11 protein-coding genes and 1 pseudogene are annotated in these 15,190 nt (G+C 63.0%); 9 read left to right on the top strand and 3 right to left on the bottom strand.

Going from position 1 to position 15,190, the window contains the following annotated elements:
• Nucleotides 1-6 precede the first annotated feature (6 nt).
• Nucleotides 7-1,116 carry a hypothetical protein gene (locus ACQZAB_RS10425; RefSeq protein WP_428389452.1) on the bottom strand — a complete coding sequence of 370 codons (1,110 nt, stop codon included), beginning with the start codon at nucleotides 1,114-1,116 and terminating at the stop codon, nucleotides 7-9.
• Nucleotides 1,117-1,326: 210 nt separating this feature from the next.
• On the opposite strand from ACQZAB_RS10425, the gene ACQZAB_RS10420 reads away from it, so the two are divergent.
• The 4 genes and pseudogenes from ACQZAB_RS10420 to ACQZAB_RS10405 all read left to right on the top strand — a co-directional run bounded on the left by ACQZAB_RS10420 (nucleotide 1,327) and on the right by ACQZAB_RS10405 (nucleotide 6,625).
• Nucleotides 1,327-2,727 (top strand): O-antigen ligase family protein, encoded by a 1,401-nt coding sequence (locus tag ACQZAB_RS10420; RefSeq protein ID WP_428389451.1) that lies wholly within the window; start codon nucleotides 1,327-1,329, stop codon nucleotides 2,725-2,727.
• Between the two features lie 5 nt (nucleotides 2,728-2,732).
• Entirely contained in the window at nucleotides 2,733-3,980 is a 1,248-nt protein-coding gene (locus tag ACQZAB_RS10415; RefSeq protein ID WP_428389450.1) for a radical SAM/SPASM domain-containing protein, read from the top strand.
• A 21-nt stretch (nucleotides 3,981-4,001) separates the two neighbouring features.
• Nucleotides 4,002-5,156 carry a glycosyltransferase family 4 protein gene (locus ACQZAB_RS10410; protein ID WP_428389449.1) on the top strand — a complete coding sequence of 385 codons (1,155 nt, stop codon included), beginning with the start codon at nucleotides 4,002-4,004 and terminating at the stop codon, nucleotides 5,154-5,156.
• Between the two features lie 55 nt (nucleotides 5,157-5,211).
• Nucleotides 5,212-6,625 (top strand): annotated as a pseudogene (locus ACQZAB_RS10405) (GH1 family beta-glucosidase).
• A gap of 139 nt (nucleotides 6,626-6,764) precedes the next feature.
• On the opposite strand, the gene ACQZAB_RS10400 reads toward ACQZAB_RS10405, so the two are convergent.
• Complete coding sequence (locus ACQZAB_RS10400; protein WP_428389448.1) at nucleotides 6,765-8,471, bottom strand: 2-oxoadipate dioxygenase/decarboxylase family protein; 1,707 nt, start codon at nucleotides 8,469-8,471, stop codon at nucleotides 6,765-6,767.
• Between the two features lie 141 nt (nucleotides 8,472-8,612).
• Nucleotides 8,613-9,767: a trans-sulfuration enzyme family protein gene (locus ACQZAB_RS10395; protein ID WP_428389447.1), complete on the bottom strand. Its 1,155-nt coding sequence runs from the start codon at nucleotides 9,765-9,767 to the stop codon at nucleotides 8,613-8,615.
• Nucleotides 9,768-9,915: 148 nt separating this feature from the next.
• Here ACQZAB_RS10395 and ACQZAB_RS10390 point away from each other — a divergent pair, with 148 nt between their 5' ends.
• From ACQZAB_RS10390 to ACQZAB_RS10370, 5 genes are all read left to right on the top strand, one after another.
• On the top strand, nucleotides 9,916-10,881 hold the full coding sequence (locus ACQZAB_RS10390; RefSeq protein WP_428389446.1) for a sodium-dependent bicarbonate transport family permease: 966 nt from the start codon (nucleotides 9,916-9,918) through the stop codon (nucleotides 10,879-10,881).
• Nucleotides 10,881-11,192, top strand: coding sequence for a P-II family nitrogen regulator (locus tag ACQZAB_RS10385; protein WP_428389445.1), 312 nt, complete (start codon nucleotides 10,881-10,883; stop codon nucleotides 11,190-11,192). The genes ACQZAB_RS10390 and ACQZAB_RS10385 overlap by 1 nt, the downstream gene beginning before the upstream one ends.
• 82 nt (nucleotides 11,193-11,274) lie before the next feature.
• The gene (locus tag ACQZAB_RS10380; protein ID WP_428389444.1) at nucleotides 11,275-11,820 is read left to right on the top strand and encodes a type II secretion system protein; all 546 of its coding nucleotides are present in this window, start codon (nucleotides 11,275-11,277) and stop codon (nucleotides 11,818-11,820) included.
• A gap of 186 nt (nucleotides 11,821-12,006) precedes the next feature.
• Nucleotides 12,007-14,208 carry a hypothetical protein gene (locus ACQZAB_RS10375; RefSeq protein WP_428389443.1) on the top strand — a complete coding sequence of 734 codons (2,202 nt, stop codon included), beginning with the start codon at nucleotides 12,007-12,009 and terminating at the stop codon, nucleotides 14,206-14,208.
• Nucleotides 14,205-15,179, top strand: coding sequence for a S1C family serine protease (locus ACQZAB_RS10370; RefSeq protein ID WP_428389442.1), 975 nt, complete (start codon nucleotides 14,205-14,207; stop codon nucleotides 15,177-15,179). Before ACQZAB_RS10375 ends, ACQZAB_RS10370 begins: the two co-directional genes overlap by 4 nt.
• The last annotated feature ends 11 nt before the right edge of the window (nucleotides 15,180-15,190 follow it).

The raw sequence follows: 15,190 nt of genomic DNA, 5'->3' as shown, positions 1-15,190 counted from the left end.
GACTCCTCAAGCCGCCGCCTTCAGATCAGAGCCACCGTTCGACTCATTAGCCACCGCCACCGCGTCCAGCCGATCGAAATACGCCTCAGCCTCAGGACGCAGCTTCCCAACAAGCACCCGATCGATTGCCGAAGCCATCGTCCGCAGACCATGGACCCGATCACGCGTGAGCTGCGCCAGTCCAACCCGCTGACCAAGCAGATAGATCGAGCGATCCTCGATCACCGCGCGCTTCATCGCACCAGATTGCCCCGCCGCCTCGTACAGATAAGGAATAAGAGGCGTCGTCATATTTCGAGGTGCCACACAGCCCCCCTGCCGCTCAACCTGACCGGCCTGACAGATCATCTGCGTCGCATGAACCAAAGCACCGACCGAAGCCGGCTCAAACACAGCCCCGGCCCGAGCCTGCAAGGCATGAAACGTATCGAGATCCACACGACGACCACCCACCTCGCTGCGAACATTGAACACATCAATCGGCCTGGCCCGACGACGCACCCAGGCCGCATCCAGCATCATCTCCCACGTACCCACCAAACCATCCGACGCCAGCACAGGCGGGTGCCTGTAACGCTCCACACCTAAAAAAACCGCATCCAGACCTCGAATCAACTGATGCCGCTGCCTGAGAAAATCCGGCTCTAGCAGGAACGCATCGAAATCATGCAGCAGCACATGCCGACTCCGAACTTTCGACAGCCCAATCGTCCAGGACGCCCACGAGTAGCACTTCGACCAGCCGATCGCATCCAGCACCAAGCTCTGAAACAGCCCGTAACCCACAAATCGCACCGGCAAGTGAGACCACCGCTCCCGCAACCCCGTCACCTCATCGCGAACACCCTGCAAGGGCCCATCCACTACCACTAGTATCTCTTCCAGCCCCGTCCGGTCCTGACGCTCGATCAAGCGCAGATGCAGATCGATCAAAGGCATCAAACCACGCGTCGCACCCATCACGAGCGTGTACCCCAGCAGCGGAGCCTCGATCGGACGCCAACGCACCAACGGTCGCAGCAAAGCCCGCGTCCCCAGCCACCGAAACCGCTGGGCCAGTGAAGGCTCATCACAAAACAGATCATTTCGAGCGTCGGTCGCTGATAGCTTCGTCACAGGCAAGGGTCCTTACCCCTCCTGAATCGACCTAACCCCGACTCGCCGTCGACAGACACAGCCACAGGCCGGTAATCAGCCCCGCCAAACCCCGCAGCTTTCCAGCGAATCGGACCTTAAGGCCTGCCCCGATCGTGCCGACGATCCGGTCTGTAGCGGAAAGCCTGCGCCCAGGCTCTCCCAATCGCCCCGCGGACCCGAAAGGCCGTCGTGAAGCAGTTCCTCCTCCTCAGCACGCTGGTCCTCCTGACCACCATCGGCGCCATGATCTCGCCGTTCTGGCCGCTGCTGCTCTACTACGGCCTCGCCGTCATGCGCCCCCAGGCCCTCTGGAACTGGGCCCTGCCCATGGAGGTCCGCTGGTCGCTCGTCGCCGCCTGCCTCCTGTTCCTGTCTGTGTTCTTGCACCTCTCCGGCCTGTTCAAGCGCATCCGCCTGACACCCGTCCTGATCGCACTCATGGGCTTCTCCATCTGCCTGCTGCTCAGCACGCTCACCGCCTACGACACCCACAGCGCCCGCGTCTGGGGCATGGAATACGCCAAAGTCCTCCTCGTCGCCGTCCTCGCCATGCTCGTCATCGAACGTCTCTGGCAGATCCGTGCGATGGCACTCATGATCATGGTTGGCGTCGGCTACGTCGCCTACACCTTCAACTACCAGTACCTCTTCGAAGGCTACCGCATGGACATCTTCCATCGCGGCTACGCAGGTCTGGATAACAACGGCGCCGGGCTCATGATGGCCATGGGCATCCCCATCGCCTACGCCTTCGCTATGGGGGCAGGCGGGCCCGGCCGACTCTGGCTGCGCATCGCCGCAGCCGCCGCCGGCCTCTTCATGATCCACGCCACCATGCTCAGCTACTCCCGAGGGGCCATGGTCGCCGGCTGTGCCGGCCTGCTCTGGCTTGCCTGCCGCCACACACCCCGCTGGCAGGCCGCCGGCGGAGCAGTGATCCTCGTCGTTGCGATGGCCGTCCTCGCAGGCCCCGAGATCCGCCAGGAATTCCTCTCCGCGCAGCACTACGACACCGATCCCTCCGCCCAGTCCCGCTTCGTCACCTGGTCCGCCGCATGGGCCATCACCATGGACCACCCCATCCTCGGCACAGGTATCCGCAACTCGCCGCTGCTCATCCAGAACTACGGAACCCAGAACCCCAACCGAACCGTCCACAACCAGTACCTGCAGATATCAGCAGACTCCGGCATCCCCGCGCTTGCACTCTACCTCACCATCGTCGGCATCGCCTTCTACAACCTCGGCTCCGTCGCCAAACAGGCCACCCGAACCCTGAAGAATCAGAAGGAACTCGACCCGGACGTCCAGAACGACCTCAGGCAATCAGCCCTCGTCTGCATCGGGCTCCAGACCAGCCTCGTCACCTTCCTCGTCGGCGGGGTCTTCCTCTCCCTTGAAGTCTTCGAGTTCGCATGGCTGCTTATCGTCCTCGGAGCCGTCGTGCCCACCGCATTGCGAAACCGGCTGCAACAGACCGAACCCGAAGAACTCACGCCAGGCAACGAACCCGAACCCTGGCTCGTCCCCGGCCCCAAACCCACGAGCCATCAACCCCTGCCAGCCGGACTCCGGCTGCGTGGAGCTTAATCACGATGACTGCCATCGCCATCGATCTCGACGCCGGACTCGCACGCATCGTCAAGCGCACCGGAAGCTGGCGACGACGCCTGAACAAAACCTGGCGCGGCCTCGCCGCCGTAGGCGCCGCCATCGATATCGCCGCCAAAGGCGTCTACCACCTCTACCGCAACCATCGCTACTACACCTTCGCCAAACTCATCAACATGGCCGCGGTCAACGTCCAGTTCTACTTCAAGACGGAAACCGTCTGGGGACGCCCCTACGCCATGAAGATCGAGTCCACCAACATCTGCAACACCAAATGCCAGCTCTGCCCCACCGGCATCGGCCTCGAAGGCCGCCCCAAAGGCAAGATGGACACCGCCAACTACAAGAAGCTCATCGACGAACTCAAGTGGCACCTCCACGCGCTCGACCTCTCCATGTGGGGAGACCCCCTCATCGTCCCCGACATCTACGACATGATCAGCTACGCCCACGACCGCGGTATCTGGACCTACATCAGCTCCAACCTCCACGCCTTCAAGATCGACCCCCGCAAAGGCGAAACCAAGGACCAGGCCACCCGACTCGTCGAGTCCGGCCTCGACCTCATGACCTGCTCGCTCCACGGAGCCACCCAGGAAACCTTCGCCATCTACCAGCCCGGCAAAAGCTTCGACGACACACTCGCCAAACTCAAGCACATCCTCAAAACCCGCGACGCCATGGGCTCCAAAACACCCCACATCCAGCTCAACTTCGTCGTCACCAAATACAACCAACACGAGCGCGACGCCTTCCAGAAACTCGCCGATGAACTCGGCTGCAAAGCCGTCTTCAGCACCCCCTCCCTCAACATCCGCTTCCAGAACCAGGACAAGCAGCTCGTCCCCCTCGGCCTCGCCGAAGACGTCCTCGAACAGCGAATCCGCTCGCACATCCAGAAATGGCTGCCCGAAGAAGACGAGTACGCCCTCGAACCCTACCGCGACCTCCTCGACGGCAAACCCCTCGACGCCGATAGCTTCAACGGCTCCAAGATCTTCAACTGCGACTGGCCCTGGCGGCAATCCGTCATCAACTGGGACGGCGAAGTCGTCACCTGCTGCGGGTCCTTCGACCCCGCCGAGGACATGGGCAATGTCTTCGAGCACGGCTTCGCCAAAGTCTGGAACGGAGCGCAATACCGAGCAGCCAGACGCAGTTTCACGAAGAAGCTCTCCGACAAAGACGCCGAAAACAACGCCTGCGCCACCTGCCCCGGCTTCATGCTCTAACCCACAACCACAGGTCATGCCATGAAGCTCTCCCTCCGACCCACCGTCCTGCACGTCCGCGTCCTTGCCGACCGAGGCGGCGGTCCCGACAAAACCATCCTCCACTCCATCAAACACCTCAAGGCCGCCGGCTACCGCGCCGCCATCGCCTACATCCACCCGCCCGATCACGACGGCATCCAGCCCATCCTCGAACGCGCCCGCCAACGCCACGCACCCGTCTTCACCATTCCCGACCGCGGTGCCCTCGACGTCGGCACCGCATTCAGACTCGCCCAGCTCTGCCACGACCTCGAAGTCCGGATCTGGCACGCCCACGACTACAAAAGCGAGGCCATCGGCCTCATGCTCAAAGGCGTGCTCCCCATGCGCCTCGTCTCCACCCTCCACGGTTACGTCCACGCCGACCGCAAAGCCCAGGTGCTCTACGAAGTCGGCCGGCAGTGCCTCAGAGGCTATCACCACGTCCTCGTCGTCAGCCCCGACCTCGCCGATGCCGCCCGACAAGCAGGTGTCAACGACAACCACCTCACCTACGTCCCCAACGGCATCGACCATCAGGCCAACCAGCGAACACAGACAACCGCACAAGCCAGGCAAGCCCTGGGCATCGACCCCAACCGCAAGGTCATTGCAGTCTCCGCCCGCCTCTCAGGCGAGAAACGCATCGACCGCGCCATCGCCCTCCTCTACGAACTACAGAAGAAACAGATCGACGCCGAACTCCACCTCGCAGGCGACGGTCCGCTCCGCGCCGAACTCCAGGACCAGGCAGCCACCCTCGGCGTCACCGACCGCGTTGTCTTCCACGGCTGGCTCAACCAGACAGCCGCCCTCCTCGAAGCCGCCGACCTCGTCCTCCTGCCAAGCGACAAGGAAGGCCTACCCAACGCCCTCCTCGAAGCCATGGCCCGATCCACCGCCGTCGCCGCCACACCCGTAGGCGGGGTCCCGGACCTCCTCGATCATGGCAACGCCGGCCGCCTGCTCGCCGGCCCCGTCACCAACTGGATCCAGCCCATCGCCAACCTGCTCGAAGACGACAACGCCCGCCAGCAACTCGCCCTGGCAGGTCGCCAGCGCATCGAAAACCACTTCACCTTCGACCAGCGCATGCAGAAGGTCATCCGGATCTACGACCACCTGCTCGACCGCAAAACCCGCCGGGCCGCCTGAGGCAACATCACATCACATCACATCACATCCGCATCGCACACCAATCCTCACTAGGATGGGCGACCCGCCCTGCGCGGGCCCAACACCAAAAGCAATGCGGAGACCAAAGATGCCCTTTAGAGACGATTTCTGCTGGGGAGCAGCCACAGCCTCCTTCCAGATCGAAGGCGCTCACAACACCGATGGCAAAGGCCCAAGCGTCTGGGACCGTATGTGCCGATGGCCTGGGAAGGTCCGCGACGGACACACCGGCGACACCGCCTGCGACCACTACAACCGCCTCGACGAAGACGTCGCCCTGATGAAAGACATCGGCCTCAAGGGCTACCGCTTCTCCATCAGCTGGCCACGCGTCATGCCCGAACACAGGCGCCACCAACGAAAAAGGCCTCGCCTTCTACGACCGACTCGTCGACGCCCTCCTCGAAAACGGCATCCAGCCCTGGGCCACCCTCTTCCACTGGGACTACCCCCTCGCACTCTACGACCGAGGCGGCTGGCTCAACCCCAAAAGCCCCGAATGGTTCAGAGATTACACCCGCGTCATCGTCGACCGTCTCTCCGACCGCGTCCAGCACTGGATGACACTCAACGAGCCCCAGTGCTTCATCGGCCTCGGCCACGAGAACGGCACCCACGCCCCGGGGCTCAAGCTCCCCTGGCGAGACGTCCTCACCGCCGGCCACCACGCCCTCATGGCACACGGCCACGCCGTCAGCGTCATCCGCGAACACGCCAAAACCCCACCCACCATCGGCTGGGCACCCGTAGGCGTCGTCCGCTACCCCAGAAACAACAACCCCCAACACCTCGATCGCGCCCGCGAAGCCATGTTCGCCACCAAACAGAAAACCTACTGGAGCAACACCCTCTACTCCGACCCCGCTGTCCTCGGACACTGCCCCGAAGACGCCCTCAAAGTCTTTGCCGAGGATCTGCCCCGCATCACCCATGACGACCTCAAAATCATCCACCAACCCCTCGACTTCTACGGCGCCAACATCTATAGCGGCTACCCCATCGACGACAACGACAACGAAGACCGCCCCGCTGGCTACCCGGAAACCAAGTTCGGCTGGCCCGTCGATGAAAACTGCCTCTACTGGGGACCCAAACTCCTCCACGAGCGCTACAAGCTCCCCATCGTCATCACCGAAAACGGCATGTCAGGACACGACTGGGTTGACCTAGACGGCAACGTCCACGACCCCCAGCGGATCGACCTCACCCGCAGGTACCTCGGCCGACTCCTCGACGCCATCAACGAAGGCATCGACATCCGCGGCTACTTCCACTGGTCCCTCATGGACAACTTCGAGTGGGCCGAAGGCTACCACCAGCGCTTCGGCCTGATCCACATCGACTACCAAACCCTCCAACGAACCCCCAAAACCTCTGCCCACTGGTACAAAACCATCATCGAATCCAACGGCGCAGCGCTGCAGCAGCCCATCACCCTCAATACTTAGCCGACGATGAGCCGGATAAGTACTGAGGCAAACATTCGCCGTGTTCACAAATGTCAGGGGTGGCTGGGGGCACGCTGCGTGCCCACAGAACCAGACATCTCCAAGGCATCGCGACTCACCAGAAGAATACGCCTGGCCCCTAAACCGCCATCAGGTCCAGACCCTCAGGCGCCCCCGCCGCCGCCTCACGAAGCTCCGCCAGCACCGCCGCGTCCAGCCGCTCGATCAGCCCGAGCCGCTCGTACGTATCCAGCTTCGACTTCGCCTCGATCCCGCGATAAGCCACGTTGACATCGATGATCGGCCGACCCAGAATCTCCTCCAAGTCCGACTGCTGATACGTGCGCCGCTCGGTCGAAGTCGAGGCCGTCCCGTACTGATTCAAATTGCTCGCGAAGATCCCCGCCGCACTGAACGGCAGAAAATCCTCATACCGTAGCCCATCGATCCGAACGTAGCCCGCCGCCGCCAGCGACATCAGGTCCGTCTGCTCCAGCGTACCCGCCGCCGCCAGCCCCGCCGCCGTCGGCTCGTACTTCCCGTACACCAACCCACGCGCGAGCAGCTCCGACAGCTTCCGCGGAAACGCCGAAAACGCCTCAGCCTGAGCCGCCTGATAAGTCGGATAGTCCTCCTTCACCAGGTTCGGCCGCTCGGCCCGCGTCTTCTCATGCTTCGCCAGACACCGGTCATAAAGCTCACGACCAGCCGGCGTCGTCGAATAAAAACGCTGCTCGATCTCACCGAACCGAGCCGTGTGCTCTGTCTCCGTCGTCGTCCCATCCTCATTCGCGAACGACACCGCCTCCGTCAACGCCTTGTAGGCATCCTGCCGAAGCAGCACCGGCACCCCCACCGCCGGCCCCTCCGTGTAATCCTTGAAGCCCGAGTGATCCAACCCCGATAGATCCAGGTCAGCCTCTGCCAGCCGATCCGCCAACGCCGCAGCGATCCGCTCCACAGCCCCCTCCGCAACCACCTTCTCGTCAAAGCCATCAATCTCCGTCTTCGCCAGATGCTTGAAGTGCAGCACCAGATAATCCCGATCCGCATCCACCAGCAGCTGCTCCAGCGCCCGCTCCGCCCGAGCCACAAAACCCGCCCGATCGTGTTCACCCAGGGCATGTCGCATCGCCGCCGTGTACAGATCCATGCAGAACGTATTAGGCGTCAGGTGATTCAGATGATGCGAATTGAAACACGCCACATCCGCCGCGATCTTAAAGCCACCCTTACACAGATCCTTGTAAAGCCCGTGATCCCTAGCCGTCCCCATCCACTTGAAGATCCGCTCCGTCCCTTCCGCAATCAGCGCATCCGCATCCTCGCGGTCAAGCCCGCCCTGCCGCTCCGACTTCTCGATCAACGCCTTCGCCCGATCCGAAAACACCTGACGACCCGACAGCAGCTTCTCCACCCGAGCCTGCGTCTCCGCATCGAAATAGTCCGTCATCAACAGCGACGAGAACACTCGGTGCTCGGGATTCACCGCAGAACGAAAGGCCGTCGAGATCACCGGCTGACTCTTCGCCCCCAGAGCCGTCATGTCATAAAAATTGTGTGGCTCCATCGCGAACACACCGAAGAACCGACCGATCCACCGATACTCGTCCGGCCGCCCGATTCGAATCGCCCCGTGACGCTCCCCACTCGTCCGCTCGATGTCCGCATCACTCAGCGACAACCCCTCATACCGCTCGCCCAGAAGCGCACACACCGCTCGATTACAAACCAGATTCACCAGCAGCGACTTGTCATAAAGCGGCACCTCCTGACCAAACATCGAGGACAGCTCAGCAAACAACCGATTCTGCATCTCGATCCGATCAACAAACACACCGCTCATCACAAAGCCTCCTCAGGTACGACGCGCACAAAAAGCAACCGAAAAATACGAAACGATCCGTACACAATCATAGCCGACACACCCCGCCAGCCAAGCTGCCAGGGCCCCCAGACCTCAATCTTTCGAACCACCTGGCCAGTCCTACCCAATCGCCGCAAAGCCCCGCTCCAGGTCCGCCTTCAGGTCCTCCACCGCCTCCAACCCCACGCTGATACGCACGGTCTGAGGCGTTAAACCCGAAGCCGCCAGCCCCTCAGGGCCCATCGACGCATGACTCATCGACCACGGCTGCTCAATCAGCGATTCCACCCCGCCCAGCGACTCCGCCAGCAACAGCAGCTCAAGAGCCCCGTAAAACTTCGTCAGCTGCGATTCCTCTGCGTCCAGCTCGAAAGCCAGCATCCCGCCGTTGCCCAGCATCTGCTTCTGAATCAACGCCCGCTGCGGGTGACTCGCCAGCCCCGGGTAATAAACCTTGCCCACCTTCGGATGAGCCTCCAGCCACCTCGCCAGCTCCATCGCGTTCTGCTCGTGCACCTTCATCCGAACCGGCAGCGTCTTGATCCCACGCAGCACCAGAAATGCATCGAAAGGTGAACACGCCGTCCCGATCGCGTTCCCCGCATCCCGCACCTTCGCACCCAGCTCCGGGTCCTTCGCGATGATCGCCCCACCCACCACATCACTGTGGCCATTGATGTACTTCGTCGTCGAGTGCATCACGATGTCCACGCCCAGATCCAAAGGCCGCTGAAACACCGGCGACATAAACGTATTGTCCGCGATCGTCAGCAAACCCTTCTCTTTGGCAAGCCCAACCATCGCCTCGATATCCACGATGTTCAGCAACGGGTTACTAGGCGTCTCGATCCACAGACACTTCGTCTCCGGACGGATCGCCGCACGCACCGCATCCGCATCCCGCATATCCACAAACGTGAAGTTGATCCCCATCCGCGGCATCACCGCATCAAACAGCCGATACGTCCCGCCGTAAATATCATTCCCCGCCACGATGTGATCACCCGACTCAAACAGAAACATCAGCGTCGCAATCGCCGACATCCCCGTCGATGTCGCCAACGCCACCGTCCCTCCCTCGAGCCCCGCCAGATTCTCCTCCAGACCCGCCCGCGTCGGGTTCCCCGACCGCGTGTAGTCAAAGGTCGGATGCTCACCGATCCGCTCAAACGCAAACGTCGACGACGGATAGATAGGCGTCGTCACCGAACGCCACGTCTGATCCTGATACACACCGTCATGAATCGCCTTCGTCTGCTGCTTCACGTCATCCATCCTGTTTAGGTAACAAACAACTCCGGGCCCAAACCAACCCGCACCGCCGAGCCCCGGAGTCTAGCACACCCGACCACCGCCAGCCGCCGCCCCGCACGATCCACCCCATCCCACTAAAGTGGCCCCTCCAAAGGCCCGGAGAACCGCTTTGAACCCCAGCCCGGTCATCGAAAACCTGACCTCGCCAGCGATTCTCTTCTTCCTCCTTGGCGTCATCGCCACCCTCATCCGCTCCGACCTCAACATCCCAACCCCCATCGCCCGTGGACTCTCCATCTACCTCCTCATGGCCATCGGACTCCACGGCGGGGTCGAACTCGCCCGGTCGGGCATCACCGCCGGCATCACCCTCATCCTCGCCATCGCCGTGCTCGGCAGCATCCTCGTCCCCCTCATCAGCTACGCCGTCCTCCGCTTCAAACTCGATCCCATCAACGCCGCCGCCGTCGCCGCCTGCTACGGCTCCATCAGCGCCGTCACCTTCATCACCGCCACCAGCTTCCTCGACGCCTCACAGATTCCCTACGGCGGATACATGGTCGCCGCCATGGCACTCATGGAATCACCCGCCATCATCGTCGGCGTCCTCATCGCCAGACTCAGCCAGAACCGCACCAACCCCCAGCCCATGCCCTGGGGCAAGCTCGGACACGAAGCCTTCCTCAATTCCGCCGTCCTGATCCTCCTCGGCAGCCTCCTCATCGGCTACGTCACCGGCGACAACGGCTACGCCAAAATCAAACCCTTCATGGACGAGCCCTTCTACGGCCTCCTCTGCCTCTTCCTGCTCGACATGGGACTCATTGCCGCCCAACGCCTCAGAGACCTCGGACGCTTCGGACCCTTCCTCATCCTCTTCGCCATCGCCATGCCCGCCATACAAGCCGTCATCGGCATCAGCCTCAGCAAGGCCCTCGGCTTCTCCGACGGCGACACCCTCCTCATGGCCGTCCTCTGGGGAAGCGCCAGCTACATCGCCGTCCCCGCCGCCCTACGGCTCGCACTGCCCAACGCCAACGCCAGCCTCTACCTCCCCCTCTCACTCGGCATCACCTTCCCCTTCAACATCGCCATCGGCATCCCCATGTACCTCTGGATCATCGAGTCCTTCTGATGATGAAAAACAACCAACGCATCGAAATCGTCGTCGGCTCCACCCACCTCCAGCAACTCATCCGAAAGATCGAGAAGGCCGGAGCCACAGGATGGACACTCATCCACAACGTCTCCGGCCTTGGCGGCCGCGGACCCCAGGCCGCCGACGAACTCAGCGGGGCCTCCAGCAACGCCTACCTCCTCGTCGCCGTCCCCGACGACCTCGTCGAACCCATCACCGCCGCCGCCCAACCCATCCTGCAGGAGGCCGGTGGCCTCTGCCTCGTCTCACCCTGCCAAAGACTCATCCACCACGAGAACGAAGCCTGAACAACACGCACAACCGCGCCAGACACAACACCCGCCAGAAACCCCACTCATTCACGCCCAACCAACGACCGATAACAACCCCATGCAGAAGCGTGCCTTTTCCCTGATCGAGCTCGTGCTCGTCCTCGCGATCCTTGCGGTCGTCACGGCCATCGCCGTCCCACGCGTCTCAACTGCCAGCAACCACGCCAACACTACCGCCTTCATCACCACACTCAACCACTTCGCCAGAGCCATGGACCTCTACCACGCCGAACACGGCGACTGGCCCTCCGACGGAAACACCGGCAACCCACCCTCAGAACTCCTCCCCTATGTCGACGCCAACACTTGGCAACGCCCCACACCCCTGGGCGGCGACTGGGACTCCGAAACCCGAGACGTCGGCAGCGTCACCGCCGCCATAGGCGTCCACTTCGGTGGGGACAGCCCCGACCTACTCGCCCTCCGAACCATCGACTACCGCCTGGACGATGGCGACCTCAACACCGGACGCTTCCGACGCTTCGGCGCACGCTTCTACCTCATCCTCGACGCCGGAACCGTCGACGTCACCGCCTCACGCGGAGCCATCGGCAACTTCGTCGACCGCGCCCGTGAAGCCGCCGAACTCGACTCAGGCGGCTAACGCCTCCCACACGTCGCCCATCACACCAAGACCGCCGCCTCCGCCGGACTCGCCTGGCTCTGATGCGCCGTCTGAACCACACAGCCTCCGTCCGTCTGTCTTTTTGACGCCCCTCCATCAACGATTTAAAGTCTTGCCACTCTGCTGATGACACCGCCCTGTCCCCGCCGCTTCTGGAGGAGCCCCGTGACGCCCACCCCTTCTCATCGCCGCGCGGCAACGTGCGCCATCACCCTGCTCCTCACCCTCTTCACCACGACAAACACCCTCGCCGAAGCCTTCCCCGGCTGGCAGACCATGCGCATCATCGAACAGGACGGCTACCCCTACCGACTCACCACCGCCGACCTCAACAACGACAACCACGACGAACTCCTCATCGTCAACACCCGACAGGCCCGACTCGAAATCTACAGCTGGCTCCAACCCGAAGACCGCAAAGACCCCACCGACCTCGACGACCGCCACCCCAACGATCTCCCCATGGCACCCGAGATCAAACGCACCGAAATCCCCATCAGCCAACTCCCCCACGACGTCCTCGTCACCGACGCCGACAGCGACAACCAACCCGAACTCTACGTCCTCGTGACCGATCCCAACCGCGTCCTCAAATTCACCAAAGACAACGAAGGCAACTACACCGCCACCGACACCTACGAACTCCGCGCCGGCCGCCAGACACCCGCCGACGACCTCCTCCTTCTCTTCGAACACACCAACGGCATCGACCTGCTCATCAGCTACCAGGAAGGCATCCAGCGACTCCCCATCCAGGCCGACGATGAAGAAACCATCGGCCGCACCAGCTGGATCGAACCCCGCGAATCCCTCGGCCGCAACGACTGGTGGCTCGCCGACCTCGATAACGACGGCGACAAAGACCTCATCGAGTGGACCACCGCCGACGACCGCTCCCTCCGCTGGTACCCCGTCACCGAAGCCGGACTCCTCCCCGCCCAGGTCCTCCACGACCGCTCCATCAACGGAGCCGTCGTCGTCCATCGACCCAACGACACCGATGAACTCGTTGTCCTCGAATCCAACCCCCAGAACCTCGTTCGACGCTACCAGCTCACCCGAGGCGAAACCCAGGACCTCGGCCAAAGAGACCCTCTCGCCCTCGCCGGCGCCGAAAAAGCCGTCTGGGCCGTCGCCAACATCGACAACACGCCCAAGCTCGTCGCCATCGATCCCGAACAACCCCGCGCCACCCTCTACACCCACGACGGCAACGGCTGGATCCAGGCCGGCAGCTACCCCGTCACCTCCAAGGTCAAAGCGCTCCTCTCACCCCCCGCCGAACCCGGCGCCATCCTTCTCTGGTCCGAAGACGCCGAAGACCTCTTCAAAACCCACTGGGCCGATGGCCGCCTCACCTTCCCCCAGCCCCTCGGGCTCGCCACCGACGCCGAAGAACGACTCATCCTCGGACTCGGCCGCGTTGCCGACACCACCTGGTGGATCCAACGCGTCGACGACGACATCCACCTCGGCATCTGGAACCCCGGCTCCGAACCCACCACCACCATCTACCCAGGCGTCGCCGACAAAGCCGAGAACGCCATCTGGCTCGGCACCACCCGACTACTCGTCCTCGATAAATTCGCCCGCTCCGTCCGTCTCGTCACCCTCGACCCCACCACCGGCGAGGCCACCTCCGAAACACCCTCCCACCTCGCACGCACCAAGCTCGAGGAGTTCCGCCTCTACCCCGACGCCCTCGGCCGCATCACCGAAGGCGTCCTCCAATGGCTCGACGACGACCTCCACGCCAAAGACCAGGTCATGCTCCCCGATGGACTCGCCATCGCCGACCTCGTCCTCATCAACGAAGGCTTCGCCTGGGCCCTCGAACAAGGCGGCGCAGCCATCCACGGACTCGCACCCGACAGCGCCGGCGTCCTCCGCGTCGTCACCACCACACGCACCGACCGCGGACGCTCACTCTCCCTCGAGCCCGGACTCGGACTCCTCATGACCGACGCCGGCGGCGTCACGCGCATGGCCGAAGGAAGACCCCTCAAACTCGAAGTCATCCAGTCCATCGACAGCCGATCCGGAAGACCCACTGGAACCTCCAACGCAGCCGTCCACCGCGTCCTCGCCACCGACATCGACAACGACAACCAGCAGGACATCATCCTCGCCGACGACGTCCGCCACCAACTCACCCTCATGACCATGCAGGACGACCAGCTCCAGGCCGCCCTCTCCTGGCCCGTCTTCGAAGACCAGACCTATCCCTACGGCGGCCAGGAAGATCAACAGATCACCGAACCCCGCCGAATCGTTGCACTCGATATCGATGGCGACGGCCTCCGCGACCTCGCCTTGCTCAGCCAGGACCGACTCCTCCTCTACCTCGCCCGGGAGCCCGCCCAGTGACCGGCCACCACATCCTCCGCACACTCACCATCGGCCTGCTCCTGCTCGCCGCCAACGCCGCGTACGCACAGCACCAACCCGACTCCCTCGTTGGCCAGGTCGTCACCGCCACCGTCGTCGGCGGCTCGAAAGTCACCGGCACCCTCCTACGCCAGACCGACACCGGTATCGTCATCGACCTCGACATCGATGTCCTCGCCATCCCCGACGACAAGATCCTCGATGTCACCGCCACCGAAGCCCAGGCCACCGAAGACCAAAGCCAGACCAACGACCTCTACACCACCGGACAACTCGAAGCCGCACCCATCCAACGACTCGTCGACCGCGTCGGCGACGCCGTCGTCGTCGTCCGAACCTCAGGCGGGCTCGGAACCGGCTTCTTCATCAGCCCCCGCGGGCACATCATCACCAACTACCACGTCGTCGAAGGCGAAACCCGTATCGCCGTCACCATCTCCCGCGAGGCCGACGACAGCCGCGAAAAAATCGAAATCCGCGACGTCCGCATCATCGCCCTCCAACCCCACCGCGACCTCGCCCTCCTCCAGGTCGAATGGGACCCCGAAGAACACGGCGAGATGCCCGAGCCCACCGTCATCGCCAGCGCTAACGACCTCGACGTCGGCGACCTCATCTTCGCCGTCGGCAACCCCCTCGGCCTCGAACGCACCGTCACCCAGGGCATCGTCAGCTCAACCACAAGAACCATCGGCAACCTCCGCTTTGTCCAGACCGACGCCTCCATCAATCCCGGCAACTCTGGCGGGCCCCTCTTCAACAGCCGAGGCGAGGTCGTCGCCGTTGCCTGCGCCGGCTTCACCTTCTTCAACGGACTCGCCTTCGGCATCCCCGCCCGAGACCTGCTCGACTTCCTCGACAACCACGACGCCTACCTCTACGACCCCACCCAACCCCAGAACGGCGTCCACTACGTCGATCCCCCCTTCAACCAACCCTCCGACGATTGATAAACTCAACA

It is taken from the genome of Mucisphaera sp. (assembly GCF_965279675.1).
Taxonomy (GTDB): domain Bacteria; phylum Planctomycetota; class Phycisphaerae; order Phycisphaerales; family Phycisphaeraceae; genus Mucisphaera.
The sequence above is the reverse complement of the archived record's forward strand: the minus strand, read 5'-3'. Positions and strand labels throughout refer to the sequence as shown.

What these genes read in the sequence shown, in the direction of transcription:
- ACQZAB_RS10415 (WP_428389450.1), top strand. Translation starts at nt 2,733, where the DNA reads ATGACTGCCATCGCCATCGATCTCGACGCCGGACTCGCACGCATCGTC.
- ACQZAB_RS10385 (WP_428389445.1), top strand. Translation starts at nt 10,881, where the DNA reads ATGATGAAAAACAACCAACGCATCGAAATCGTCGTCGGCTCCACCCAC.
- ACQZAB_RS10400 (WP_428389448.1), bottom strand. Translation starts at nt 8,471, where the DNA reads ATGAGCGGTGTGTTTGTTGATCGGATCGAGATGCAGAATCGGTTGTTT.
- ACQZAB_RS10410 (WP_428389449.1), top strand. Translation starts at nt 4,002, where the DNA reads ATGAAGCTCTCCCTCCGACCCACCGTCCTGCACGTCCGCGTCCTTGCC.
- ACQZAB_RS10395 (WP_428389447.1), bottom strand. Translation starts at nt 9,767, where the DNA reads ATGGATGACGTGAAGCAGCAGACGAAGGCGATTCATGACGGTGTGTAT.
- ACQZAB_RS10380 (WP_428389444.1), top strand. Translation starts at nt 11,275, where the DNA reads ATGCAGAAGCGTGCCTTTTCCCTGATCGAGCTCGTGCTCGTCCTCGCG.